At 63.3% G+C, this 25338-nt stretch carries 20 protein-coding genes; 8 read left to right on the plus strand and 12 right to left on the minus strand.

The annotated features are described in order from the left end of the window. Positions 1 to 83: 83 nt before the first annotated feature. From AC2VNO_RS02885 to AC2VNO_RS02900, 4 genes are all read right to left on the minus strand, one after another. Positions 84 to 908, minus strand: coding sequence for an ABC transporter permease (locus AC2VNO_RS02885; RefSeq protein ID WP_486932730.1), 825 nt, complete (start codon positions 906 to 908; stop codon positions 84 to 86). Positions 909 to 911: 3 nt separating this feature from the next. Continuing rightward, positions 912 to 2177: an ABC transporter permease gene (locus AC2VNO_RS02890; protein ID WP_486932731.1), complete on the minus strand. Its 1266-nt coding sequence runs from the start codon at positions 2175 to 2177 to the stop codon at positions 912 to 914. Positions 2178 to 2273: 96 nt separating this feature from the next. Next, a complete protein-coding gene (locus tag AC2VNO_RS02895) occupies positions 2274 to 3335 on the minus strand; it encodes an ABC transporter substrate-binding protein (RefSeq protein WP_486932732.1) in 1062 nt (353 codons plus the stop codon). Positions 3336 to 3421: 86 nt separating this feature from the next. Next, positions 3422 to 4540 (minus strand): ABC transporter ATP-binding protein, encoded by a 1119-nt coding sequence (locus AC2VNO_RS02900; protein ID WP_486932733.1) that lies wholly within the window; start codon positions 4538 to 4540, stop codon positions 3422 to 3424. Positions 4541 to 4807: 267 nt separating this feature from the next. Here AC2VNO_RS02900 and AC2VNO_RS02905 point away from each other — a divergent pair, with 267 nt between their 5' ends. Then, positions 4808 to 5410 (plus strand): class I SAM-dependent methyltransferase, encoded by a 603-nt coding sequence (locus tag AC2VNO_RS02905; protein ID WP_486932734.1) that lies wholly within the window; start codon positions 4808 to 4810, stop codon positions 5408 to 5410. 203 nt (positions 5411 to 5613) lie between these two features. Further along, positions 5614 to 6738 (plus strand): aminotransferase class V-fold PLP-dependent enzyme, encoded by a 1125-nt coding sequence (locus AC2VNO_RS02910; protein ID WP_486932735.1) that lies wholly within the window; start codon positions 5614 to 5616, stop codon positions 6736 to 6738. A gap of 73 nt (positions 6739 to 6811) precedes the next feature. Here AC2VNO_RS02910 and AC2VNO_RS02915 read toward each other — a convergent pair whose 3' ends face one another. The 3 genes from AC2VNO_RS02915 to AC2VNO_RS02925 all read right to left on the minus strand — a co-directional run bounded on the left by AC2VNO_RS02915 (position 6812) and on the right by AC2VNO_RS02925 (position 11616). Further along, positions 6812 to 7507: a CBS domain-containing protein gene (locus AC2VNO_RS02915; RefSeq protein ID WP_486932736.1), complete on the minus strand. Its 696-nt coding sequence runs from the start codon at positions 7505 to 7507 to the stop codon at positions 6812 to 6814. A gap of 132 nt (positions 7508 to 7639) precedes the next feature. Next, positions 7640 to 9142, minus strand: coding sequence for a hypothetical protein (locus AC2VNO_RS02920; protein ID WP_486932737.1), 1503 nt, complete (start codon positions 9140 to 9142; stop codon positions 7640 to 7642). A gap of 122 nt (positions 9143 to 9264) precedes the next feature. Beyond that, positions 9265 to 11616 carry a mechanosensitive ion channel family protein gene (locus AC2VNO_RS02925; RefSeq protein ID WP_486932738.1) on the minus strand — a complete coding sequence of 784 codons (2352 nt, stop codon included), beginning with the start codon at positions 11614 to 11616 and terminating at the stop codon, positions 9265 to 9267. Positions 11617 to 11744: 128 nt separating this feature from the next. Between AC2VNO_RS02925 and AC2VNO_RS02930 the strand changes: the two genes are divergently transcribed. Both AC2VNO_RS02930 and AC2VNO_RS02935 read left to right on the plus strand, forming a co-directional pair. Continuing rightward, positions 11745 to 12764, plus strand: a complete 1020-nt coding sequence (locus AC2VNO_RS02930) for an amidoligase family protein (RefSeq protein ID WP_486932739.1) — start codon at positions 11745 to 11747, stop codon at positions 12762 to 12764. Then, complete coding sequence (locus AC2VNO_RS02935) at positions 12761 to 13429, plus strand: gamma-glutamyl-gamma-aminobutyrate hydrolase family protein (protein ID WP_486932740.1); 669 nt, start codon at positions 12761 to 12763, stop codon at positions 13427 to 13429. Before AC2VNO_RS02930 ends, AC2VNO_RS02935 begins: the two co-directional genes overlap by 4 nt. 54 nt (positions 13430 to 13483) lie before the next feature. Here the strand turns inward: AC2VNO_RS02935 and AC2VNO_RS02940 are convergent, their stop codons facing one another. From AC2VNO_RS02940 to nfi, 3 genes are all read right to left on the minus strand, one after another. Beyond that, the gene (locus tag AC2VNO_RS02940; RefSeq protein WP_486932741.1) at positions 13484 to 13915 is read right to left on the minus strand and encodes an OsmC family protein; all 432 of its coding nucleotides are present in this window, start codon (positions 13913 to 13915) and stop codon (positions 13484 to 13486) included. A 198-nt stretch (positions 13916 to 14113) separates the two neighbouring features. Further along, on the minus strand, positions 14114 to 14683 hold the full coding sequence (locus tag AC2VNO_RS02945; protein WP_486932742.1) for a DUF1415 domain-containing protein: 570 nt from the start codon (positions 14681 to 14683) through the stop codon (positions 14114 to 14116). 58 nt (positions 14684 to 14741) lie between these two features. Next, on the minus strand, positions 14742 to 15437 hold the full coding sequence (gene nfi, locus AC2VNO_RS02950) for a deoxyribonuclease V (RefSeq protein WP_486932743.1): 696 nt from the start codon (positions 15435 to 15437) through the stop codon (positions 14742 to 14744). A 130-nt stretch (positions 15438 to 15567) separates the two neighbouring features. On the opposite strand from nfi, the gene AC2VNO_RS02955 reads away from it, so the two are divergent. The 4 genes from AC2VNO_RS02955 to AC2VNO_RS02970 all read left to right on the plus strand — a co-directional run bounded on the left by AC2VNO_RS02955 (position 15568) and on the right by AC2VNO_RS02970 (position 21589). Continuing rightward, positions 15568 to 16866 carry an exonuclease SbcCD subunit D gene (locus tag AC2VNO_RS02955; protein ID WP_486932744.1) on the plus strand — a complete coding sequence of 433 codons (1299 nt, stop codon included), beginning with the start codon at positions 15568 to 15570 and terminating at the stop codon, positions 16864 to 16866. Next, positions 16866 to 20162, plus strand: a complete 3297-nt coding sequence (locus AC2VNO_RS02960; RefSeq protein WP_486932745.1) for an AAA family ATPase — start codon at positions 16866 to 16868, stop codon at positions 20160 to 20162. The genes AC2VNO_RS02955 and AC2VNO_RS02960 overlap by 1 nt, the downstream gene beginning before the upstream one ends. A gap of 81 nt (positions 20163 to 20243) precedes the next feature. Further along, positions 20244 to 20612 (plus strand): YciI family protein, encoded by a 369-nt coding sequence (locus AC2VNO_RS02965; RefSeq protein ID WP_486932746.1) that lies wholly within the window; start codon positions 20244 to 20246, stop codon positions 20610 to 20612. A gap of 98 nt (positions 20613 to 20710) precedes the next feature. After that, positions 20711 to 21589 carry an alpha/beta fold hydrolase gene (locus AC2VNO_RS02970; RefSeq protein ID WP_486932747.1) on the plus strand — a complete coding sequence of 293 codons (879 nt, stop codon included), beginning with the start codon at positions 20711 to 20713 and terminating at the stop codon, positions 21587 to 21589. 68 nt (positions 21590 to 21657) lie between these two features. On the opposite strand, the gene AC2VNO_RS02975 is transcribed toward AC2VNO_RS02970, so the two are convergent. Further along, the gene (locus AC2VNO_RS02975) at positions 21658 to 24162 is read right to left on the minus strand and encodes a bifunctional diguanylate cyclase/phosphodiesterase (RefSeq protein WP_486932748.1); all 2505 of its coding nucleotides are present in this window, start codon (positions 24160 to 24162) and stop codon (positions 21658 to 21660) included. A 130-nt stretch (positions 24163 to 24292) separates the two neighbouring features. Beyond that, a partial coding sequence (locus AC2VNO_RS02980) for a peroxidase family protein (RefSeq protein WP_486932749.1) occupies positions 24293 to 25338 on the minus strand: 1046 nt, incomplete at its 5' end.

The following is a 25338-nucleotide window of genomic DNA, read 5'->3' on the forward strand; positions in this document are numbered from 1 at the left end:
GCCGCGGGCGTCAGGCCTCATGCCACGACTGCGCCCCGTGAAAACGGGGCGCAGTCGTGGCAAAGATGGCAGAGCGAGGAGTTTCAGATACTGGCTTTCAATCTCTCGCTGCGCCGTCGTAACAGCTCCATGGTAACCAAAAGCAGCGTCGAGAGGAGGATCAGAATGGTGGCCATGGCCGCAATGGCTGGGCTGATGTTCTCACGAATGCCGGAGAACATTTGGATCGGCAACGTCCGCTCGGTGGGGCTGGCAATGAACAGCGCCACCACCACCTCGTCGAAGGAGGTGGCAAAGGCAAACAGCCCACCCGACACCACGCCAGGCACTATCTGCGGCAGCACCACGGTGAAAAAGACCCGCATCGGGTTCGCTCCGAGGCTCGCCCCGGCACGCACCTGGTTGAAGTCGAAGCCCTGCAGGGTCGCATTGACGGTAATCACCACGAAGGGCACGCCCAGCACCGTGTGAGCCAGCACCAGCCCTGTGTAGGAGTTGAGCAGGCCGACCTGGGCGAAGAAGAAGTACATGCCCACCGCGACGATGACCAGCGGAACCACCATGGGCGAGATCAGCAGCGCCACGATCAATCCCTTGCCGGGGAAGTCCGCACGGTTGAGGCCAACAGCTGCCAAGGTGCCGAAGATCATCGCCAGCAGCGTGGCCAACGGTGCCACGATGAGGCTGTTCTTCAATGCGCCCATCCACGCCGAGGAGGTGAAAATCGCCTCGTACCAGCGCAGCGAGAAGCCCGGCAGCGGGTAGGTCAGGAAGGAGCCGCTGCTGAACGACAGTGGGATGATCACCAGCACCGGCGTAATCAGGAACAGCAGTACCAGACCGCAGAGGATGCGGAATGTCCAGAACCACACTTTTTCAACCGGCGAGGCATAGGGTGGCAATGACATGGCTCAACTCCTGATCAGCTGCTTGCGATTCACCAGACGGTGATAAACCAGGTAGAGCAGTAGCGTGATGACCAGCAGAAGGCTGCCCAGCGCTGCCGCCATGCCCCAGTTGTTGGTGGTGTTGGTGTAGTAGGCTACGTAGTAGCTGACCATCTGGTCGGCCGGACCGCCTACCAGCGCCGGGGTGATGTAGTAGCCCAGTGCCATGATGAAGACAAGAATGGTGCCCGCAGCCACCCCGGAGACTGTCTGGGGGGCATAGACCTGCCAGAAGGCGGCAAAGGGGTGGGCGCCAAGCGATACCGCGGCGCGCTGGTAGCTCGGCGAAATGCCCTTCATCACACTGTAGAGCGGCAGCACCATGAACGGCAGCAGGATATGCACCATGGCGAAGAACACGCCGACCCGGTTGAATACCAGCTGCAACGGCGAGTCGATCAGCCCGGTGAAGATAAGGCTCTGGTTCACCAGGCCATTGGACTGCAGCAGGATGATCCACGCTGCCGTGCGCACCAGCAGCGAGGTCCAGAACGGCAGCAGCACCAGTATCATCAACAGGTTGCTGGTTTTCGCTGGCAGGGTCGCCAACAGATAGGCCAGCGGGAAGCCCAGCGCCAGGCAGATCAGGGTGACGCCGCCGGCGATGATCATGGTGCGCTGGAATACCTTCAAATAGATACGGTCACGCTCGCCGACGCGCTGGATATCGCCATCCACACCGCGCTGCATGTCGAGGGACGCCAACAGATATCGGTCAGTGGTGGTGGGCGCGGCGCGTTGAATGCCTAGCCAGGTTTCGGTTTCGCCCCAGGCGGGGTCGATATCGGCCAGGGTGGCAGCCCAATCGATATCGGTATCGATGGTTTCTGCCGCCGGCAGGCTACGCAGCGCATTCATCAACAGGCTGCGATAGCGGGTATCCTCGTAGTTGAGACGGCGTCCGATGCGACCCAGCCCACCGCCCTGGCGGGAATCGCGCAGCTCGGCAACGAAGGCCGCAAGCGTCGCATCATCCGGCAGCCCGGTGCCATCCCAGTGCCTGAGTCCTTCCGCGGTGAGCGGCATGACCGAGTCGAGCTCGGTATTGTCGACGCTGCGCCACAGCATGTTGCCGATCGGGATGACGAACACCACGACCAGGAACAGGGCCAGTGGTGCCACCAGGCCGATGGCCTTGAGCTTGCGCAGGCGCTCGGCACGGCGTAACTGCGCCTTGAGGTTGCCGCCGGGCCGTGCCGACGACAGGGTTGCCGTCTGGTTCGCTGACATCGCCTTCCCCATGGATCTAGCGTGACGTCCCCGGCGCCCCGGGGACGAGGACGATAACAGTGCAGCAGCGGCCGAGGGCCGCTGCTGCATCGTCTATCAGCGTGCTGCCCAAGCGCTGAAACGCTGCTCCAGCTCTTCGCCGTGATCGACCCAGAAGCCGGTGTCGATGGCCAATGCGCCCGCCATGTTCTCCTCATGGGTGGGCATGCGTCGTGCCTGAGCGTCGTCGAGCTGGGCGATGGCATCCGGGTGCACCGGGCCGTAGGGGATCTCGCTGGAATAGACCGCCTGGTTCTCGGGTTGACTGGCGAACTCGATGAAGGCGTAAGCTTCGTCGACGTGATCGCTGCCAGCGACGATGGCCCAGTAGTCGAGGTCGTAGATGCTCTCGTTCCAGACGATTTCCAGGTTGCTGCCCTCTTCCTGAGCGGCGGCGATCCGGCCGTTGTAGGAAGAGGTCATGGCCACGTCACCCGCCACCAGCCACTGGGGCGGCTGGGCGCCGGCTTCCCACCACTGAATGTGGTCCTTGAGCTCATCGAGCTTGGCGAAGGCACGATCGACACCCTCGTCGGTGCGCAGCACCTCGTAGACCTCGTCGGCAGCGACACCGTCGGCCATCAGTGCAAATTCCAGGGTGTACTTGGCGCCACGACGCAGCCCGCGGGTGCCGGGGAACTGCTCGACGTCCCAGAAGTCGCTCCAGGAGGTGGGCGCGGTATCCAGCGCATCGGCGTTATAGGCGAGCACTGTCGACCATACGAAGGTGCCCACGCCGCATTCATCGAAGGCGGCATCGATCAGCACGTTGCCAAGGCCCAGGCGCTGCCAATCGATGGGCTCGAACAGGCCTTCGAAACAGCCGCGTACCAGCTCCGGTGACTCCATTTCCACCAGGTCCCAGCTGACGTTGCCGGTTTCCACCATGGCACGAATGCGTGACAGCTCACCGTTGTAATCGCCCGGGGTCAGGCTGATGCCAGTCTCTTCCATGAAGGGGCCGTAATAGGCCTTCTGCATGGCGTCGCCGGATGCGCCGCCGAAGGAGATAACGGTCAGCGCCTGGGCGCTGGTGGAAACCGCCAGACCCAAGGTGACCAGGCTACCTAAGGCGATGCCACGACGGATACGGGACAGTGGGAAGCGCTGTTGAGTCATTGTTCATCTCCCGGCCAAAGGCCTTGTTATTGGTGTGTTGCGGTAGAGGTTTCATTGCTGCGTCCCTGCGTGGGCGTACGCCTGGCTCAGGATGCGTCAAGCGCGCGCACGTCCTCGTCTCGCCAGCCGACATCGACCAGGTCGCCCGGCTGCATGCTGCTTTCGAAATCGTCCACGGGCACTCGCGCCATGAACTCGTCATTACCCGCCAACTCGCAGCGCACCCGCAGGTGATCGCCCAGATAGATGAACTCGCGTATCCGTGCCTGAATCCGATTGGGTAGCCCTTGCGCGGAGCCGTTGAGCTTGACCCGCTCGGGGCGAATCGAGAGGCGCGTGGCGTCGCCGACGGCAAGGCTGGGTCCGATCAACGCGCCAGTGCTGAAGCCATCGCCGAAGCGAGCACGACAGTGACGCCCCTCCACCGACTCGATACGGCCCGGCAGAGTATTGTTCTCGCCGATGAACTGGGCGACGAAGGCATTGGCCGGATGCTCGTAGAGATTGTTCGGCGTATCGATCTGCTGAATGACGCCATCGTTGAACACGGCTACCCGGTCCGACATGGTCAAGGCTTCACTCTGATCGTGAGTCACGAAGACCACGGTGAGTCCCAGCTGCTCATGCAGATGCTTGATTTCCAGCTGCATCTGCTCGCGCAGCTGCTTGTCCAGCGCCCCTAGCGGCTCGTCCATCAACACCAACTGCGGCTCGAAGACCAGCGAGCGCGCCAACGCCACTCGCTGCTGCTGCCCCCCGGAAAGCTGGGTGGGCCGACGCTTGGCGAAGTCGCGCAGCTGAATCATGTCGAGAATGCGCGCCACCTTGCGGTCGGCCTCGGCGTTCGGCATTCGTCGCGTCTTGAGCGGATAGCGGATGTTCTCCTCTACCGTCATGTGCGGAAAAAGCGCATAGTTCTGAAACACCATGCCGAAGTTGCGCTTGTGAGGCGGTACGCTGTTGAGTCGCTGGTCGCGCAACAGGATGTCGCCACTGGTGGGCACCTCGAAGCCGGCCAGCATCATCAGGCAGGTGGTCTTGCCGGAGCCGGACGGGCCAAGCAGAGTCACGAACTCGCCCTGGCGAATCGTCAGGTTGAGATCCTTAACGACCAGGCTTTCACCATCGTAGGTCTTCTGCACGCCGGCAAAGGTGATCAAGGGTGACTGAGATGAGTGCGGTGCGTTGGAGTTGTCGTGAGGCATCGTTTCACCCGCGGCAATTTCAAAGGGTGCAGACGTCAAGAATAATGCAAGACGTTCACTCAAAGTTTCAACATTCAAGCTAAACATCGCCACGTTTGGCGTCAAGTATATTCCACATCCTTCTTTAGCCTTAATTCAACGCAATGGCGTCTGCCGAACGTAGCCATACCGCTGGAAGTGACTCCTCCCGACACCCCGCCCTTTCATGCCGGCGCCGGCTAGCCTAGAGTGGAGGCATGTTAAGCTACAACTGAAGGAGGAATGCCCATGGCGGTTCAAGAGCGACCCCCGGTCGTGGCAGGCCCTGAACGACGAGCCCAACTGACGCTTTTCGCCCGCAATTTTTTCAAGCACCCCCGCATGCTGGGTTCCATCATCCCCAGCTCGTCCTTTCTGATTCGCCGGCTACTGGAGCCCGTGGATTGGGATCGCGCCCGGGTCATCGTCGAATACGGCCCCGGCGTGGGTACCATCACCCACGAGATACTGGACCGCCTGCATCCCGACGCCACGCTGGTGGTCATCGAGACCAACGACGATTTCGTCGACTTTCTGAACCGCTCCATGACCGACCCACGCCTCAAGGTGATAGCTGGCTCCGCAGAGAACATCGAGGCCGAACTCGAGCGGCTGGGACTGCCGGCAGCCGACTATGTGGTAGCCGGCCTTCCCTTCAGCACCATGCCGGCCGACTGCCGTGAACGTATCCTGCAAGAGAGCCAGAAGGCGCTGGCCCCGGAAGGGTCCATGTTGATCTACCAGTTCTCGCCCAAGGTTTCCTCCGACCTGCGTCAGATATTTTCACGCGTGGAGAGCACCTTCGAACCGATCAACATTCCCCCTGCCAAGGTCTATTTCTGCCACAAATGATGGCACCCTTTCCGCAGGCCTGCTGGCCTGCGGTGGGGCAGAAAACCGCCAGCTGACCCAAGTCCGTTGCCAAGCACCTTTTGTGTCTCGAACCTGCCCTGCCGCTGCCTGGGGCCGCACGCTGGTTAGGCGTCTGGAATCGGCATATCCTTTCTGGCTCGATGCCACTCAAACGATGCCGATATAGAAGATGGGAGAACCCAATGCCCGCACTGTTGCCCGATGTCGATCCCGATGGCCTGCTCGAATATTCGGTGGTCTACACCGATCGTTCGCTCAACCATATGTCGCAGCGCTTTCAAGGGGTGATGCGCGATATCTCGACCACCCTCAAGAGGGTCTACCGGGCTCGTAGCGCAGTGATCGTGCCGGGCAGCGGCACCTTCGGCATGGAGGCCATGGCTCGTCAGTTCGCCACCAACCAGCACTGCCTGATCGTGCGCAATGGTCAGTTCAGCTATCGCTGGTCACAGATTCTCGAAATGGGCGCCATCGCCACGTCGACCACGGTACTCAAGGCGCGCCGCCTGGAGCCGCAGGACAGCCAGGCGCCCTTCGCACCGGCCCCTATCGAAGAGGTCGAGCGCACCATTCGCGAGGAGCGTCCGGGCGTCGTCTTCGCACCCCATGTGGAAACGTCCGCCGGTCTGCTGCTGCCCGATGACTATCTGAAGCGGGTCGCTGCGGCGGTTCATGACGTCGGCGGACTGTTCGTGCTCGACTGCATCGCTTCCGGCACGCTATGGGTGGACATGGCTGAAATCGGCGTCGACGTGCTGGTCAGCGCCCCACAGAAAGGCTGGAGCGGTCTGCCCTGCTGCGGCATGGTGATGCTCTCCGAACGGGCCCGCGAGCGCATCGAGGAAACCGTCAGCACCAGCTTTGCCTGCGATCTGCGCAAGTGGCTGTGGATCATGGAAACCTACGAGAACGGCGGGCATGCCTACTACGCCACCCTGCCCACCGATAGCCTGGCTCGCCTGCGCGACATCATGCAGGAGACCGCCGAGTACGGCTTCGACAGAGTGCGCGAAGAGCAGTTGGCGCTGGGGAGCGGCGTGCGCGACCTCATGGCCCGCTATGGCTACCGCAGCGTGGCGGCGCCGGGCTTCGAGGCCCCCGGGGTGGTGGTGTGCTACACCGGCGACCCAGCGATCGTGGGCAAGTTCGCCGAGGCCGGCGTGCAGGTGGCCGGAGGCGTGCCGCTCATGTGCGATGAGGGGGAGAGTTACCAGGCCTTCCGTATCGGCCTGTTCGGCCTCGACAAACTGCACGACCCCGAGCGCAGCCTGGCCAACCTGGAGGCGGCGCTCAAACGTATCGGCTGAGCGAGCCGGTCGAACACGCCAGAGTGAAGCGGGGCGGCCCAATGGCCGCCCCGCTTACGTTGGCAGGAGTCGCTTAGAAATGGCCGACGCCCCGCGGCATCATCCCCAGGTTGTTTTCCACGGACTTCACTCCGGGAGTATTCTCCGCCGCGACTTGTACCGCCATTTTCTCTTCCTGACTTTCGACGATACCCCACACCTGCACCGCTCCGTCGGTGACGATCACGTTGATGCGGTCGACCCACACCCCGGTGTTCTCATCCACTTCCTTGAGGATGGCATCACGGATGTCGCGGTCGTTGGCCGTGACCGGCGTCTCGGTATCGAGCGCTACCGCCGAGAACCCGCGCAGCAGATTGGCTCGGCTGACGATGCCCACCAGCTTGCCGTCCCGCACCACCGGTACCCGCTTGATGTGATGCTTTTCCAGCAGCTTGGCCACGCGATACAGGGGCTCGTCCTCGGCAATGGTGATCGGGTTTGACGTCATGATCTCATGCGCCTTGCGAGCGTGAGTCTTGACGTACTCGCTGGCATTGTTGGCCCCCGCGAAAATGGACTTCAACCACCAGGATTTACGGCGCTCGGTGCCGTTCTCGACCCGACGCATCAGGTCGCCCTCGCTGACAATGCCAAGCACGGCTCCCCCGGCATCTACCACGGGCAAGGCGCTGATATTATGCTCGAGCAACAACCGTGCAATTTCTCGAACGTCCGTTTCGGGTGATACGGTGATGACCTTGGCGGTCATGACATCGGCGGCTTGCATGCTGGCATCTCCTGGCATTGTTTCTCTGAAATCTAGTCCGACTTGCCGAGAGTCACAATTCTCAACATTTCAAACGGTAGCAGAGGAGACTGCCGGGCGACTTGATCTACAACAAGGGCAGTGCGCAGGCGGTTATCCCATAGCGGGCTCTGTATCCCGAGTAGCGTCTGCCTCGGGTGCGAGCCCCCCTTCCTGATGCACCTTGACCACATCGACGATGCGCGAACGACTCATGACGATCTTCCAGCGCTGCAGGATCGGCTCGGCGTGGGCGACCTCCTCTCGCACCACCAGGTTGAGCAGATGCCGCTTCTCCACCGACTCCCTGCTGACCTGGCCGTCCTTGAGCCGATACACGTGGTGGCTGCCCTTGTCCATCAGTCGGGTCAGCTGGGACAGGTCGAGTGCCAGGGTCTCTCGTGTCTGCTCATAGCCGCTCAGGAACCGCGTGGGTGACATGCGTGAGCTGGAGCGATAGTGCAGCACCACCTCCTCCCGCTGAGCCACGTTGCGCTGTCGCACACGCTGAATCTGCTCGTCGAGCTTGCTGAAGCGCTTGTAGTCGAACCACTCGAGCTGCCGTCCGACCAGGGCGTTACTGGTGGCATCGAAGTATTGCCGCCGCCACTTGGGCCTACCCTTGCGCAGCCAGCGCCACAGGGTATTGCGCAGGTCATCCTTGAAAACTTCACGCATGGCGTAGAGCACCGCCATGGCCAACACGAACAAGGCAGTAATGTTACCTAGTGCGTCACGGGCCTGGAGCAGCCCCAACGACACGAAAATCATCACCAGCCCGGTGGCAAGCCCCTTCACCGCCTTCTGCTCCGCACTCCCCAGCTCCTGAGTCTTCTGCTTGAGAGTGACCGGGTACTCGATGAGACGCCGCAACAGGCGCATCTTGTTGGACATTCGGGTCGGATCGCGGGTCACCCGGCTGGCGTTGTACTCTTCCTGCTCGCGATGTTCGCTCTCGAACTGGCATATCTCCAGGAACCGCTCGCGGATGGTGCGGTAATCGCGACCTCGCGGCAGATGCGCCAAGAGGGCCAACAGGCGCTGCTCGGTGAACCATGAAAGATAGTTGTCGATGTTGGCGTAGTACTTGTAGAGCCCGTCGTCACTGGGCTTGTTGCGCCGCAGCCGCCGCAGGATGCCCTGTGCCAATTCACACAGCTCCTCGAGCCTTTCGTGAAGCCCCGCCGACAAGCTGGAGACAGTCTCGCTCGTCTCCCCAGCCCGCACCGCATCCTCCGCCGTCGACTCCTCGCCCTCTCCGTGCGACTCGTCCTGCTTCACCTTGCGCGCTGTATCCAACAGGCCCTGCGTCGCCCGATCGAGAGCCACCACATACTGATAGGCATACAGGCTAAGGCTGAGGCGGTACTGCTCGGTGCTCAACTTGCCGCGACTGGCCAGGCGACTGAGCACCAGCGGCAAGTGATGCTTGTCACTGTAATAGGTGCGCTTGGCGTGGATGGCACTGTAATAAAAGGCATCTTCGGAAATCACGTGCTCGTTGAGCCCGAGTTCACCAGGCACGAACAGGAACAGGTCCAGTCGATGCGACGTCTCCTCCTGCAGCACACGGGAGATCTTGAGGTGAAAGCTGTCCTTGCGCTCGACGGTAATCACGTCGTCGCGACTCCTTGTACCAGAGGCCCGACCCAGGGCATATGCCCCTCATAGTACGGGGTTATCCAGCCCGCTTGCCATCTCTCACGGGCTGGAGATTTCAAGCCAGTCCGGCTTGCTCTCTAAGAGGCGTCCGGCGACGAGCGCTGCGGGTTGGTCGCCCCGAGGGGATCGGCAATACCGGCTTCACCGGGCGCCCGCCCCTTGGCATCACGCGGGATGGAAGCGTTCCCATCCCCCTCGGTTCGGCCGTCTTCCATCGTGTCGCCCGGCTGGCCTTCCATGCTGACGCTCAGGCGCGGCATGCCCAGATCGACACCCTGGACTTCCATGCGCTGCTTGAGCAGAAGGTTGAAGGCGCGTGCCACGTCCCACTGCATGACCGGAGCCGTGCGAAAACGCATGCGCAGAATGGCAGCCCCTTCATCGAAGCGGTCGATGCCCTGCATCTCCAGCGGCGACCAGATGTGATGGCGCATCATCGGATCCTGGCGTAGCTCCTGGGCAGTCTCCTGCATCAGCGTGATGGCGTCGTCGATCTTCATGACATGCGGGATACGGATACGCATCAGCGCTATGCCGAAATGTCGCGACATGTTGTGGATCGACTGGATGGCACTGAAGGTAATGATATGCAGGATGCCGTCCAGATCGCGCAGCCGGACGGTGCGCAAGGTCAGACCTTCCACGGTGCCCATGTGGCCGTTGATCTGGACGAAGTCGTCCACCGCCAGCGAATCCTCGATGATGATGAAAATGCCCGTGATCAGATCCTGAACCAGCGTCTGGGCACCGAAGCCGACAGCCAAGCCGATGACCCCGGCACCTGCGAGCAAGGGGGTGACGTTGACCCCCAGGTTGGCCAACCCGACGATAGCGGCAATGATCACGATGGTGGCGAACATCACGTTGCGTATCATTGGCGTGATGGTCTGAGCCCGCGCCTGGTTGACGCGCCGACCCCTGGAGCGTGCCGAGGAAATCAGTGCGCGCTGAATGGCGGTATCGGCAAAGATCCATACCAGCCAGGCCAGCAGCACCGTAAAGCCCAATGCCAGCAGTGCCTGGCCGATACGCACCCCGGCCACGCCCTCTCGTCCCAACCCGAATAGCGAGCCACCCCAAACCTGCAGCGACAGCTCAGCGAAGACGAACCATGCCACCACGTGAGAGAGCGCGTAGCCGAACCGCTCGAGGCGCCGACGATACTCGCTGGTCCGGCGACGCTTGCTGCGGCGCTCGTTATGGCGCTGTATCAGCCCGGTTATGACCAACGTCAGCACCAGCAAGGCCGCGGAGACGATCGAACGGGCGAGCGCCGCCCCGACATCGCCCACGGTGATGAAGATCGCCAGCAGTGAACCCACCACGACGAGCAGCGCCGGTACGTGCCACAGCTCTCCGGTAACGCGGGCCAGCTCGATGGTGGTGCCGCCTTCACGCCGAACGCGCCAAGTGCGGTTGCGGATCAGATGCTTGATCGGGCGCTTGAACTTGAGGATGTAGCGGATACTGAGCAGGGCCGCCAGCATATTGGCCAGCACCGAGCCCAAGGCTGACAGCTCCTCACCGATGATGATGGATAGCCGGGCGGAGTTGAGCGCATCCCCCAACGCGATGAGCGCGCCGATGACGAACAGCATGCGCAGCCCCTGCTGCTGCAGCTTCAGCACCGCCGGGAAGCGATGCCCCCGCGTAAATACCGAGACCACGCACTCGACGACCACCGACAGGGTACGTCCACAGAGGGCCAGATAGGCAATGATCAGCGCCAGGGTGCGTCCGGGGCTGGGCGGCAATACCTGCACCAACCCCATGACGATGACGAAAGCCAGTGCCCAGGGCAGCATGCGTCTGAGGAAATGCAGTGCCAGCAGCCACCCGCGCGGTTCGCGGGGAAGATCGAGGGGAAGCTGGCGTCGCTTGAACAGCAGCCTGCCAAGGGCGACCAGAATGACCAACAGCCCGGCCCAGATACCCAGCATGACGGCACTTTCAATGGCAAAACGCAATATTTCGCCGGTATCGGTATCGACCACCAGCTCGCTGAGCTCCGACCAGCCGTGTTCAAGCTGGCGCTGCCAGTCGTCGATCGGCGATTCGCCGGCTTCCGCCTGCTCGCCAAATTCGCTGAAGGTCTCGGCCAGTGCCCCCAGCAGCCCCTGGCGCTGGACGGTGCCGCCATCGCCAGCCCCTTCGCCGTGTGCCTGCTGGATGTCACGCAGCTCGCCGAGCAGCGCACTGCGGCGCTCCTCGTCTTCCAGTGTCGAAATCACTTCGTTGAGCGACTGCTGGAACGACTCGGCGTCGTGGGTCTCTTCCGCAGCCCCACCCTCCTGGCCGAGGCCGCCGAGAGGCAGCGACTGGGCATGGAGAGAACCGGCAGCAACCAGCACCAGCAGTGTCACCAACGCAAAGCGAATCATGACCTGCATGGCGCCGGCGAGTCCGGCTCGGGTAAAACCACCTGGCATCGCTATACACTCCTTGTCCGTTCTGCCAAACCTTGGGACAACAGTAGAACAATGTTCGGTCCCTGCCGGCTTGTATCCGCTCTGTGCTAGGCTGGCGTTCAGACTCTCGAGTCGCACAGGATGCCTGCATGCTGCCGCAATCACCACCCGAGCCGCTTAATGTCCAAGGCAGGACTCGCCGAATAGGCGTCGAGATCGAGTTTGCCGGGCTACCGCCCCAGCAGACCGGTGAGCTGGTGCGCGACCTGTTCGGGGGCCAGCTCAAGCAGGTCAGCCCCCACCGGCTGAGAGTCGAGCACACGCGATGGGGAGATTTCGTCATCGAACTCGACACCCAGTACGCCCATCCCGATGCCAGGCTGGTGGCGCAGGCGCCGCACAGCGATACCGAGTGGGAGCGCCAACGGCATCAGATGCGCATGGAGTTCCATCACAAGACCCGCCAGCTGATCGGCGATGTCGTCATGGGGCTGGTGCCGACCGAAATCGTCTGCCCGCCGGTGCCATGGAATGAGCTGGATCGCCTCGACAATCTGTTCACGGCGCTGCATGCCCATGGCGCCAAGGGCACCGATGCCAGCCTCCTGTACGGCTTCGGGCTGCATCTCAACCCTGAGGTCGCAAGCCTGGAGCCCGACTACATCCTGCGCCAACTGCAGGCGTATCTGCTCATGGCCGCCTGGCTGCGCAAGGAGATCGACATCGACATCACCCGAGAGGTGCTGCCGCATGCCAATCCCTTTCCCAAGCACTATGCCCTCCACGTGCTCTCGCCTGACTACGCACCCGACCTCGATACGCTGATCGCCGATTACATCAGCTTCAATCCGACGCGAAACCGTGAGCTGGATCTCTACCCGCTCTTCGCCCATCTACAGCCGGATTATCCAGATCCCTTGTTTCACAACAGCCTGATCAAGCCGCGGCCGACCTTTCACTATCGGCTGCCCAACGCGCAGCTCTCGCAGCGGGGCTGGGGCGCCGTGATGGAGTGGAACCGCTGGGTCGCCGTGGAACGGCTCGCTGCCGACCGCAAGGAGCTCCGCGATCGAGCCGGCCGCTTCGTCATCCTCCACACGCAGTCGGTCATGAAGCGGATGGCCGGTAAGCTACGAAACTGGTTCAAGGAGGACCGCTCGCCCTCATGACGCGCCCACTCATCGGTATCACCACGTCGGATTACAAGAGCCGCATCGCCTGGTGGTTCGATTGGTTTGCCGTGTGGCGACACGGTGGCCGCCCCTTGCGCCTTTCACCCTCGCGCCCCCTGCCCGAAGCGCTCGATGGCCTCATCATCGGCGGCGGTGACGATATACAGGCGCACCTTTACGGCGGTGAAGTGCAGCTCGACGTGCGACTCGATCCTCAGCGCGACGAGCTGGAACTGGAGCTGATGGAACGCTTCATTCCCCAGGGCAAACCGGTGCTGGGTATCTGCCGCGGCGCCCAGATGCTCAACGTTCACCTGGGCGGCACGTTGGATCCCGATATCTACACCACCCACGAGGGCCTCAAGCGACGGCGTACCGTGCTGCCGCGCAAGACGGTGGACATCGTTGCCGATACGCAGCTGCGGCGAATCCTCAAGGTGGACTGGTGTCGCATCAACAGTCTGCACCATCAGGCCGTGCAGGAAGCGGGACACGGCATCGAGATCGTGGCCCGTGACCGCGACGGCTTGGTGCAGGGCATCGAGTCACGTGACCATGAGTTCTTGATCGGCGTGCAGTGGCACCCGGAATGGCTGATCTTCAACCGCCCCCAGCAGCGCTTGATACGCGCGCTGGTAGTGGCCGCACGCCGCGCCATGTAAAAGCAGAGCGGCCACCCGAAGGTGGCCGCCAATTACTGCTGTCTTACGGCTCGCTCAGCTTTCCAGCGAGGCATCCAGGGTGATGTCGGCCTTGAATAGCTTGGATACCGGGCAGCCTTCCTTGGCCTTGTTGGCTGCATCCTTGAAGGCCTCCTCGTCGGCGCCTGGACTGCGCACGCGGGTGGTGAGATGAATCTTGGTGATGCTGAAGCCGCCGTCGTCCTGCTCGAGGGTGACGGCCGCCTCGGTGGCGATTCGCTCGGGAGTCAGGCCGGCTTCGCCCATGATCATGGATAGCGCCATGGAGTAGCAGCTGGCGTGTGCCGCACCGATCAGCTCCTCCGGATTGGAACCGGCTTCCCCTTCGAAGCGCTTGGCAAAACCATAGTGTACGTCATTCAGTGCACCGCTCTCGGTGGAGACCTGCCCCTTGCCCTCTTTCAGGCTACCCTGCCAGACAGCGCTACCGGTTTTCTTGATACTCATGTCGGTCGACTCCTTGCGATGAGATAACAGGCAAACGGACTCCGGCAACGCCAAAGGACATTGCCACCCCCTCACCATAGCGCATCGTCTTGTCTTCGCCATCCCTTTGGAAAATTTTATTGGAAATGGTTTCCATATAATGACGAAACCAAGACCGGCTTACCCCACAATACATCAATGCCGTAGGACAACGACTCGCTATGCAGAGCGGTTCTCGACCTGTTCACGCAAGGCCGCCAGCGCCATCTCCAGACGCTCGCTGTCGAGCGTGCGCAGGAGTTCGATGTTGCGCTCGGGAATGGCCTCGGGGTCCGGGTAGTGAGCCAGGGCTTGCTCCAGTCCCGCCTCGCGCAGCAGATGCAGCATCGGCCAGGGGGAGCGGTTGGTGTAGTTGGCCGCGTCGTCAGCCTCGGCACCTTCGAAGCAGTAGTCGGGATGAAAGCTGGCCAGTTGATAGATCCCCTCGTAGCCCTGATCGGTCAGCAGCGCTTCGGCCACGGCGAGAAAATCGAGATAGTCATCGAAATCTTCCAGCCCCGGACGCAGTACAAGCAGGGTGGTCTCGACGGTGGGCGTGGCATCGAGCCGACGGCACTCCTCGATGAGCGCCTCGAGGGCAGGCTCCCATTCGCTGGCCGCTACCTCGACGAAGCGAATGGTCTCGCCCACCAACTCACGGCGAGCGAAGGGGCAGACATTGTGGGCCACGACGAAGCCCTCTACCCATTCACGGGTGGCGGCACAGGCAGGTGTCAGGGTATCGGTCATGAAGAGGCTCGCGGGTAACATGGCCAGGCAGTATACCCGAGCCATGGGCATGGCGGTCTCAGTCCGCCGGTCGCGGCATGGGCCCGCGCCGCGAGGCGAGCCTATCCGCCAGACGCGTGGGCTCCGGCAGCTTGGTGCGACCCAGGCACTTCACCACCCACTCCAGCGAGGTCGACAGCGTGATGCGGTGCCCCAGAGACACGAATACCGGCTTGACGCCGACCCGGGTACGCAGCACGGCACCGATCGTCTCGCCGCGATGGCGCAGCGACGTCCACTCGCCGCGGGCCTCGGGCACTTCGTCGTGCACGCCACAGAGTCGCGACTTGGCCACCCCGATGGTCGGCAGATCGAGCCACAGCCCCAGGTGCGAGGCCACGCCGAGGCGACGCGGATGGGCAATCCCCTGGCCGTCGACCATCACCAACTCGGGCCGCGTCGTGAGCTTGTCGAATGCCGCCAGCGCGGCGGGGATCTCACGAAAGGAGAGCAGCCCCGGAATGTAGGGCATGCGCGTCGGCTCGCGGTGCACGACCTGCTCGACGATTTTAAGCCCGACAGCGGGATCGCCGGGCCAGGCCAGCACCACCACCGCCGCCCGGGTGATCTCACCGTTCTGCTCGAAGCCGATATCGACCCCGGCGATGTGGCGGACCGGTACCAGGCGATCCTCGCGTTCGATACGGGGGGCCAGCTCACGCTGCAGCGCGATGGCCTTCTCGGGCGTTGGGGTCCATTCATGCAGTGGCGTCATCCTTGCTTCCTTGCAACCTAAACTGTTCCGCAGTGTAGGCGGTCGCAGGGCACTTCCCAAGGCCCGCCGGTACGGCGGGTTGAGGGTGGGTTCGTGTATCATCGCCGCAGAACCGACGACGAGGGATACCGTGCTCAAGCTGATCCACACCGCCGACTGGCACCTGGGCCAGACCTTCCACGGCCAGGAACGCCACGCCGAACACCGCCTCTTTCTCGACTGGCTGCTAGACACCCTCGTCGTCCGCGAGGCCGACGCCCTGCTCGTCGCTGGCGACATCTTCGACGTGGTCAACCCCTCGTTGCGCGCCCAGGAACTGCTCTACGATTTCATCGTCAGCGCCCATGAGCGCCTGCCGCGGCTCGACATCGTGTTGATAGCCGGTAACCACGACAGCGGTAATCGCATCGAGCTGCCCGCCCCCCTGATGCGTCGTCTGCGCACCCACGCCCTGGGCCGGGTGAGCTGGCTCGACGACGGCACGCTGGATACCGGGCATCTGCTGGTGCCATTGACCGACGCTGCCGGCGAAACCCGAGCCTGGTGTCTGGCGCTCCCCTTCCTGCGCCCCGCCGAAGTGACCGGCCACGGTATCGCCCGCGATGACGCAGGCGAGCCGGCTACCGGCGCACCGCGCAATGATTACGTTGCCGGCATCTCCCACGTCCACGAGCAGCTGATCGACGCCGCCCGCCGCAGGCGCCAGCCCGGCCAGGCGCTGGTGGCCATGAGCCACGCCCACTTGCATGGCGCCGCCGTTTCCGAGGCCAGCGAACGCCCCATCGTGATCGGCGGCGAGGAGTCGATTTCCGCCGGACTCTTCCCTGCCGATATTGCCTACGTGGCGCTGGGCCACCTGCATCGCGCCCAACAGGTGGGCGAGGCGCGCATTCGCTACAGCGGCAGCCCCCTGCCCCTCGACTTCAGCGAAGTGAATTACCCCCATCAGGTGGTGGAAGTCATGCTGGAAGGCGAAACCCTCGCCGCGTCAGAGGCGATACCCGTACCGCGCCCCGTGGACATGAATCGTGTCGGGCCCGGCGAACTCGACGAGGTGCTGGCAGAACTAGAGACGCTACCCCACGACCCCGCCCTGCCACGTGAACAGTGGCCCTGGCTGGAAGTGCGCGTCACCCTCACCGCCCCCGTACCCGACCTGCGCGCCCAGGTGGAAGCAGCCCTGGAAGGCAAGGCAGTGCGCCTGTTGCGCCTGGAGCGGCGCCTGCCTCAAATCGACGCGGAAGGCGTGAAGGCACGGGTCGAGCTCGCCCAGTTGGGCCCGAGAAAGCTTTTCCAGCACACCTGGGAAAGCCGCTGGGGCGAGCCGCCAGGCGACGACGTGCTGGCCGACTTCGATCGACTGCTACAGGACGTGCTCGACGATGAGGGCAGCGACGCCGCCAGGGGTGTCACCGGGGAGAGTCGCTGATGAAGATCCTCGCCCTGCGCCTGGCCAATCTGGCCTCCCTGCCCGGCCCGCTGGAACTCGACTTCACGGTCCCCCCGCTCAGCGACGCCGGCCTGTTCGCCATCACCGGGCCCACCGGCGCCGGCAAGAGCACCCTGCTCGACGCCCTTTGCCTGGCGCTCTACGGCAACACGCCACGGCTGCGACAGGCCCCTGGGCGCGATGCCCCGCTGCCCGACGTGGATGGCGAGACGGTAAACACCGCCGACCCGCGCACCCTGCTACGCCGCGGTACCGCCGGTGGCTACGCCGAGGTGGACTTCCTCGGCCATGATGGTCGCCGCTACCGCGCCCGCTGGGCCGTGCGTCGCGCCCGCGAGAAAGCCAACGGCCGCCTGCAAGCAGCGGAGCAGTCGCTCGTCGACCTCGACGACGACCGTCTGCTCACCGCCCAGAAGCGCGAGTTCGCCGAGCTGCTGCCGGAACGGCTGGGTCTCAGCTTCGACCAGTTCACCCGCGCCGTGCTGCTGGCCCAGAGCGAATTCTCCGCCTTTCTCAAGGCCGACGACAACGAGCGCAGCGACCTGCTGGAGCGACTCACCGGCACCGCCGAGTATTCGCGAATTTCCGAAGCCGCCTACCGGCGAGCCATCGCAGCCAAGCGGCACGTCGATACCCTGCAGACGAAACTTGCCGACGACCTGCCCGCCGAGCCGGAAGCCCGCGCCGCGCTGGAGCGCCAAGCCGATACCGCCGAACAGGCCCTGGCCGACCTGCAGCAGCAGGCCAGAGAGCTCGATGCCCGCCGCCATTGGCACGCCACTGACGAGCGGCTGCGCCAGGGCTATGCAGAGGGCCAGCGCCAGTCGCGCGACGCCGAAGCACGCTGGCAGGGGCTGGCCGAGGCCCGCGCCGACCGCGATTGCCGCCGACTGCTCGCGCCCCAGCGCCATCGCCTGCTGCGCCAGGCCGAGCTGCCGAGCGAAATCGCTGCGCTCGAACGGACTCACCGCCAGACCCATGAGGCGCTAGCACGCGCCAGCACCCTGCAAACCCAAGCCGAGCAAACCCGGAACCACGCTGCGCAGCAACTGGAAACGGCCAATCAGGCCCGTCATGAGGCCGAACCTGCCCTAAACGAGGCGCGCGAGCACACCCAGACCCTGGCCACCCTGGCGCGTCAGCTGGAGGATCTCGAATCACGCCATCGGCACTGCCACCAGCAGACCGAGATACTTGAGCGGCAGCGCCAAGCCACCGAGGTCAGACAGCACGAACGGCAAAGGCAGCGCGACGAATGGCAGGCTACCCTGCAACGGTTGATGGGCAATCATGAGCGGCTCGATGGCGCGCGCCAGGCGGCGCAGCAAGACCACGACCGTGCCGCCCGCCGCAGCTTGGCGCTGGATGAGCTGGAAAGTCGCTGGCAGGAAGCCCGGCGTGCCGAGCTGGCCCAGCACCAGCTGAGCGAGCGCCTGACCATCGATGAAAATCGCCTGAGCGAACTGACCACCCTGGGCAAGGCCGCCCGGGAGCGTCTCGACGAGCGCGAGCGCCACTACACCACCCTGCGCGACTTCATCGAGCGCAGCCGGGCGGCCCGCAGCGAGAGCGTGACTCAGCTGCGGGAAGCGCTGCGGCAAGGCGAACCCTGCCCGGTCTGCGGCGGGCTGGAACACCCCTTCCGCCACCAGCCCCCGACCACGCCCGAAGCGGCGCAGCTGGCCGCACAGCAACGGCAGGAGGAACAGCAGCTCAGCGAGGCCAGGCAGGCCTGGGAAGCGGCCCAGCAAGCGCGCAGCGAGCTCGAAGGCGAGTACCGTGCCCTGCTGGCAGCGCTCACGCACAGTCGTCAGCAGCACAAGGAAGCCGGCGCACGGCTGAAGGCCGCTCAGCAGGCCCTGAGCGCCCATCCGCTACACGCGGAGCTAGCCGGCATTGCGGCCGCCGAATGCGAGGCTTGGCTCGGCCACCAGCGACGGCACAGCGCAGCGGAGCGCGAAGAGACCGAACGCACGCTCCAGGCGCTGGGAAGCGCCGAGGCGAAGCTGAAGCCCTTGGAAGAAGCCCTGCGCCAGGGCGAACTCGAACTCGCTCAGCTCGAGACCCGCAAAGCCACGCTCACCGAAGAGCGGGGCCAGCTCGATACGCGGCTGCCCCCGCTGCGCCAAGAGCGGCAGCGGCTAGTCGATCGGCTCAAGGCCCTGCTAGGCGAGCACCCCTCGGCCGAGTCCTGGCAGCAGGCGCTGGAAGCGCGCCAGGACGCCGCCCGCCAGCAGCGCGACCACGCCATCGAACGCTGTCACGAAGCCGAGCGTGAACAAGCCCGGCTGGCGCAACAGGTAGCACACGAGGCGCAGCGCATCGCTCAGCTCAACCAGGAGCGCACTACGCTGGACGCAGAACTCGCCGAGTGGCGTCAAGTACATCCACAGCTGGACGATGCCATCCTCACCCGGCTACTGGCGCAGCCCGAAGGCGAAGCCGAACGAGAGGAGCGTGAGCTTGCCGATGCCGACGAGACTCTCCAACGCACCCAGGCCAGTCTCGCCGAGCGCCAACATGCGCTGCTGGAACACCGTCACGAGCAGGCTCTGGCCGAGAGCGACGCCGAACTGCTGAGCGAGGATGTCGAAGCGCAGATCGCCAGCCGCCGTGCGACGCTGGAAACGCAACAGGCAGAGCTGCAGCCCAGGCTGACGGAAGCCCAGCAGGCCCGTGACGACGCCGTTCATGCCCTGCGCGACGACGACCGTCGGCGCATGCGCCAGCAGCAGGGTCAGGCCGAGCTGGAATCCGCTCGCACCGAGCAGGTGCGCTGGGGGCGCATCAGCGAACTCATAGGCTCCGCCGACGGCAAGACGTTTCGCCGTATCGCCCAGGCCTACAATCTGGAGCAGCTGCTGGAACACGCCAACGCCCACCTCTCCGGTCTCAGCCGCCGCTACCGGCTGGCCCGCGGCGGCAGCGAACTCGGCCTGCTGGTGGTGGACCACGACATGGGTGACGAGCGCCGCTCGGTGCACTCGCTCTCCGGCGGCGAGACCTTTCTCGTCTCACTGGCCCTGGCACTCGGGCTGGCCTCCATGGCCTCAGGCGAGCTCACCATCGAGTCGCTGTTCATCGACGAGGGCTTCGGCAGCCTCGACCCGCAGTCGCTGGCGCTGGCCATGGAAGCGCTCGACGGCCTACAGGCCCTCGGCCGCCGTGTCGGGGTGATCTCCCACGTGCAGGAAATGCACGAAAGAATCCCGGTGCAGATCCAGGTCGAGCCGCTGGGCAATGGCACCAGCCGGGCTAGGTTGGTCAGCCTTTGAGGTCTCTTCGTCCTTCCATTGCGCCGGTCCATCCCGTGCGCCATCTTCTACGGGTCAGCATTCCAAACGCGAGGGTCTCTCATGAAGTACCTCTGTCTCGCCTATGAGGAAGAGCGAATATTCAGCGAAATGACGGAAGCCCAGTGGCATGAGCTACTACAGGAAACCCTGGACTATGTGGACGACCTACATAAACGAGGCAAACTGGTCCTGACCAACGCCTTGCAGAGTGCCACCAAGGCTCGCACTCTGAGAATTCGTCATGACGAACTCATCATGACCGATGGCCCCTTTGCCGAGACCAAGGAGCAGCTAGGCGGTTTCTTCCTGATCGAGGTCGCGTCAGAAGAGGAAGCCCTGGAGATTGCTGCTGGCTGGCCGTCAGCGCGACTTGGCACCATCGAGGTGAGGCCCGTCGAGGAGGAATTGAGACTCGCAAGCCGCTACTGAGCGGGAGGTTAGTGAGTGTCTAGCTGCTCGAAGAGACGTCGATAGGCGGCCTGGCTCGGCTATGCTGCATGAGTCAAGGAGAGATTGAGGGAGGCAGCATGAAGGAGTTGGCGTTACACGGTATACGTTACCTGGGCCTGGCACTGCTGTGGGCGATGGCGGGTCAGGCGCTGGCAGACGAGGTGAACTGGCCGCGGATGACCGACTCGGCGGACGGAGTCCCGATCGCCTATGAGGTGCAGGGTAGCGGCGAACCGACGCTCGTCTTCATCCATGGATGGAGCTGCGATGGCCGCTACTGGCGCGGACAGGTGCCGCACTTCGCACAGCAGTATCGGGTGGTGACGATCGATCTCGCGGGGCACGGCCACTCCGGCCTGGGGCGTGACGCCTACACCATGCCGGCCTTCGGCGAGGACGTCAAAGCGGTGCTGGAGGACCTGGACGTGGAACAGGCCATCCTCATCGGACACTCCATGGGCGGGCCTGTCGCCGTGGAAGCGGCACGCCTGATGCCGGAACGCGTCATCGGTATCGTGGGCGTCGATACCTTCCATCATGTCGCACCGCAAATGGACCAGTCCGAGCTCGAGGAAATGCTGTCGCCACTGCAGGAAAATTTTACCGAGGCCGCGCGTCATTTCGTGGCTTCGATGTTCATCGAAAGTACTGACCGCAAACTGCGCGACTGGGTCGTACAGGACATGACGGCCGCTGTGCCGGAAGTCGCCCTCAGTGCATTCGAGGACATGGGAACACGCCATCTAGATGGGGAAGCGGCGCAGCACTTCGAGGAGCTGACGGTACCGGTAGTGGCCATCAATGCCGACATGTGGCCGACCGACGTCGAAGCCAACCGGCAGCTACTGCCCGAGTTCGACGCCGTGATCATGGAAGGCAGCGACCACTTCCTGCACATGGCCAAGCCTGCGGAATTCAATCGGGAGCTGGAACGGATAATCGGCACGCCGCCATGACGGCCGTGGGTGGCAGGTAAGATTGGTGCCAGCAACTCTGTCGCTGGAGGCGAACTCGAGGAAAATCGCTAAGCGGCCGGCGGCACTTCCCCCTTGATATCCAGCATCGGTCGAAACTCCTCGATAGATACCGGCCGGCCGAAGAGGTAGCCCTGATACAGGTGACAGCCCAGTCCGGCGAGTACGTCACGCTGCATCTCCGTCTCGACACCCTCGGCAATGACGGCAAGCTCGAGGCTCTGTGCCAGGGCCACGATGGCGGCGGCGATAGGCGTCGACTGGGTGTCATGGCTCAGGTCGCGAACGAAAGCGATATCGATCTTCAGCGTGTCCAGTGGCAGGGCCTTGAGATAGACCAGAGACGAGTAACCGGTGCCGAAGTCGTCCAGCGCAAAGCTGACGCCGATGCGACGCAGCAGCACCATCTTCTCGATGGTACCCTCCGGGTCCTTGAGCAGCAGGGATTCGGTCAGCTCGAGCGTCAGGTGACCCGGCGCCACGGCGTAGCGGTAGATGGCCGTCAATACCTGGTCGACGAAATCCGGCTGCTGAAACTGCCGCACGCTGACATTGAGGGAGAGCTTGAGATCGCAAAACTCGGGGCTTTGCCGCCACTCCCCCAGCAGTCGGCACCCCTCCTGAAGCACCCAGTAACCAAGAGGCAGAATCAGCCCGCTCTCTTCAGCCAGAGGGATGAACTCCCCGGGTGAGATATAGCCGCGCGCTGGATGCTGCCAGCGAACCAGCGCTTCGGCACCGATGACATGCCGATGAGCATCGACCTGAGGTTGAAGGTGCAGGCTCAGCTCGCCGTTTTCGATGGCATGCCTAAGCTCACGTTCGAGGGTGAGTCTCGCCTCACGCTCTTGCTCCAGATGCGGGCGAAACAGCTGAGGAGTCGCGTCACGCTGCCGTTTGGCCTCGAGCAGAGCAAGCCCGGCACGTTTGAACAGCTGCGCCGGACGGGTGTCATCCTGAGGATTGAAAACCAACATGCCGACACTCAGACGGCATGGATACGTGTGCCCCTGCAACTGGTACTCGGATGTGAGTGACGCGTGCACCCGTCCGGTCAGCGTAAGGGCCTCATGCTGTCCGGCCAAGCGTTGAGACGAGCGCAAACGCGCCAGCAGGGCGAACTCATTACCGTCCAGCCTTGCCACATAGGTGTCGTCACCCGCCCAGCCTTGGAGACGTGCCGCCAGCTGACGCAGCAGCTCATCGCCAATATCGTGACCCAGACTGTCGTTGAGGATCTTGAAGCGGTCGATGTCGAACAACACCAGCAGCGACAGCCTCCCATCGCCGGCCTGACGCTGCTCACATTGGTTCAGTCGTATCTGCAGCGCACGGCGATTGGGAAGTTCGGTCAGAGTGTCATGGTAGGCCAGGAAGCGAATACGCTGCTGGGCTTCCTGTTCGGCGGTGCGATCCGAGATCAACGCGACATAGTCCCGCTCGGCATTGTCGGTATAGGTCACACGGCTGACGCTGAGCCACGCCGGGAAGCGCTTTCCATCGCGGTGCTGAGCGTCGATCATGCCGCTCCATTTGCCCTGGTCCTCCAGGCCCTGCCTGATGACTTCTCTTATTGCCCCATTGTTGGCTGCAAATGTCAGCTTCCATACCGATTGACCGACGGCTTGCTCTACTTGCCAACCCAGTAAATGTTCGAGCGCGGCATTGCTGAGCCGCACCCGCCCTTTGTCATCGAACAGGGCGACACCGTCCTGTAGCGCGGAGATGACTTTGAGTAGGCGTGTACGAGTCATGTGTTCGTGATGTTCACTGACATGTAGCCGGCGCTGAGATTGCGTGGCCACGACAGTGAGCAGGGCGATCAACACCACACAGCCGCCAATGAGGTAGATCAGCCAGTGCGACTCCATCAACCGGGGCTGGGAAATAGCCCCCGGGAGAGGAACGAACCAGGCAGCCTGCATGGCGACATAATGCATGCTGCAGATGGCCAGCGAGGTGAAGACGGCAGCAATGAAGGCGCAGGTCTTGGCGCGCTGCATGCCCCATTCCTGACGGCATAGGCGATAAGCGTAAGCGCTCAAGATGCCGAGACCGACTGCTGCGAACAGCGATAGCAGGAAGAGAATCACGTCAAAATAGAGCCGAGCCGGCATATGCATGGCCGCCATGCCGGTGTAGTGCATCAGGCCGATGCCCACGCCCAGGCCTGCGCCGGCAAGCAACAAGGCCGTATGAGTGGGCGCCTCGCGCGAGAGTATTGCGATGGCCGCCATACTGCCCGCCACGGCGGGCAGTATGGAAAGCAGCGTCAAGACCGGGTCATGATGAACGGTGAAATCGAGCCTGTAGGCATGCATGCCAATGAAATGCATGCTCCATATGCCCAACCCCATGATGCCTGCGCCGGCAAGCAGCCAGAGCCGGCGGCGCCAGGTGTGTTTGGCTTTACTGACCAGCTTGATGAGATCGAGGCCGGCATAGGAAGCCGCCAACGCGATCGCCCAGGACACCAGGACAAGGGGAAAATGATGCTCCCCCTGCACGGCATCCAGGGTATGCGGATCAAGCAGAAGGCGCGTCAGTATCGTCATGAAGTTATCTTCGGCAGTTCGGTCGCCTTCTTGAGGTGGGCTCGGCAAGGCGCGTTGAATAAAAGTTGTCGACGACAAAAAAGCGCCCCGCTGTCGGGGCGCCTCTGTCACATCGCGTTTCGAGCAGGCATCAAGCCAGATCGAAGCGGTCCGCGTTCATCACCTTGTTCCAGGCGGCAACGAAGTCCTTGACGAATTTCTCCTTGGCATCGTTCTGGGCATAGATCTCCGAGATGGCCCGCAGCTGAGAGTTGGAACCGAACACCAGGTCCACCCGGGTACCGGTCCACTTCACTTCGCCGCTCTTGCGATCGCGACCCTCGAACACATCGGCATCCACCGAAGCCGGCCTCCACACCGTGCCCATGTCGACCAGGTTGACGAAGAAGTCGTTGGTCAGGGTACCGGGGCGGTCGGTGAACACGCCGTGGCGCGAGTTGCCGTAGTTGGCCTCGAGTACACGCATGCCGCCCACCAGAACGGTCATTTCCGGTGCGCTGAGTCCCAGCAGCTGCGCCTTGTCGATCAGCATCTCCTCGTCGGAGATGGTGAAGCGGGCGCGGCGGTAGTTGCGGAAGCCATCGGCTTCGGGGCGCAGCCACTCGAAGGATTCGGCGTCGGTCTGCTCTTCAGAGGCGTCGGTACGCCCCGGCGTGAACGGCACCTCGATGGCGTGGCCGGCATCCTTGGCCGCCTTCTCGATGGCCGCGCATCCGCCCAGCACGATCAGGTCGGCCAGCGACACCCGCTTGCCGGTTTGCAGCGCGTTGAAGTCGCCCTGAATGCTCTCCAGCGTCTTGAGCACCTTGGCCAGCTGCTCGGGCTGGTTGGCTTCCCAGTCCTTCTGCGGCGCCAGGCGGATACGTGAACCGTTGGCCCCGCCGCGCATGTCGGAACCGCGGAAGGTGGCAGCCGACGACCAGGCGGTGTAGACCAGCTCGGCTACGCTCAGGCCCGAAACGAGAATCTTGCGCTTGAGGCTGGCAATATCCTGAGCATCGACCAGCTCATGGTCCACGGCCGGCACCGGGTCCTGCCAGATCAGCTCTTCGGCCGGCACTTCCGGGCCGAGGTAGCGCGCCTTCGGCCCCATGTCACGGTGGGTCAGCTTGAACAAGGCGCGGGCGAAGGCATCGGATAACTCGTCGGGATTGTTGTGTAAGTGATCGGAGATGC

The sequence above is a fragment of the Halomonas sp. TH-94 genome (assembly GCF_057473365.1).

Coding starts and splice junctions, on each gene's coding strand:
- AC2VNO_RS02885 (WP_486932730.1), bottom strand. CDS start 908: ATGTCATTGCCACCCTATGCCTCGCCGGTTGAAAAAGTGTGGTTCTGG.
- AC2VNO_RS02890 (WP_486932731.1), bottom strand. CDS start 2,177: ATGTCAGCGAACCAGACGGCAACCCTGTCGTCGGCACGGCCCGGCGGC.
- AC2VNO_RS02895 (WP_486932732.1), bottom strand. CDS start 3,335: ATGACTCAACAGCGCTTCCCACTGTCCCGTATCCGTCGTGGCATCGCC.
- AC2VNO_RS02900 (WP_486932733.1), bottom strand. CDS start 4,540: ATGCCTCACGACAACTCCAACGCACCGCACTCATCTCAGTCACCCTTG.
- AC2VNO_RS02905 (WP_486932734.1), top strand. CDS start 4,808: ATGGCGGTTCAAGAGCGACCCCCGGTCGTGGCAGGCCCTGAACGACGA.
- AC2VNO_RS02910 (WP_486932735.1), top strand. CDS start 5,614: ATGCCCGCACTGTTGCCCGATGTCGATCCCGATGGCCTGCTCGAATAT.
- AC2VNO_RS02915 (WP_486932736.1), bottom strand. CDS start 7,507: ATGCAAGCCGCCGATGTCATGACCGCCAAGGTCATCACCGTATCACCC.
- AC2VNO_RS02925 (WP_486932738.1), bottom strand. CDS start 11,616: ATGCCAGGTGGTTTTACCCGAGCCGGACTCGCCGGCGCCATGCAGGTC.
- AC2VNO_RS02930 (WP_486932739.1), top strand. CDS start 11,745: ATGCTGCCGCAATCACCACCCGAGCCGCTTAATGTCCAAGGCAGGACT.
- AC2VNO_RS02935 (WP_486932740.1), top strand. CDS start 12,761: ATGACGCGCCCACTCATCGGTATCACCACGTCGGATTACAAGAGCCGC.
- AC2VNO_RS02940 (WP_486932741.1), bottom strand. CDS start 13,915: ATGAGTATCAAGAAAACCGGTAGCGCTGTCTGGCAGGGTAGCCTGAAA.
- AC2VNO_RS02945 (WP_486932742.1), bottom strand. CDS start 14,683: ATGACCGATACCCTGACACCTGCCTGTGCCGCCACCCGTGAATGGGTA.
- nfi (WP_486932743.1), bottom strand. CDS start 15,437: ATGACGCCACTGCATGAATGGACCCCAACGCCCGAGAAGGCCATCGCG.
- AC2VNO_RS02960 (WP_486932745.1), top strand. CDS start 16,866: ATGAAGATCCTCGCCCTGCGCCTGGCCAATCTGGCCTCCCTGCCCGGC.
- AC2VNO_RS02965 (WP_486932746.1), top strand. CDS start 20,244: ATGAAGTACCTCTGTCTCGCCTATGAGGAAGAGCGAATATTCAGCGAA.
- AC2VNO_RS02970 (WP_486932747.1), top strand. CDS start 20,711: ATGAAGGAGTTGGCGTTACACGGTATACGTTACCTGGGCCTGGCACTG.
- AC2VNO_RS02975 (WP_486932748.1), bottom strand. CDS start 24,162: ATGACGATACTGACGCGCCTTCTGCTTGATCCGCATACCCTGGATGCC.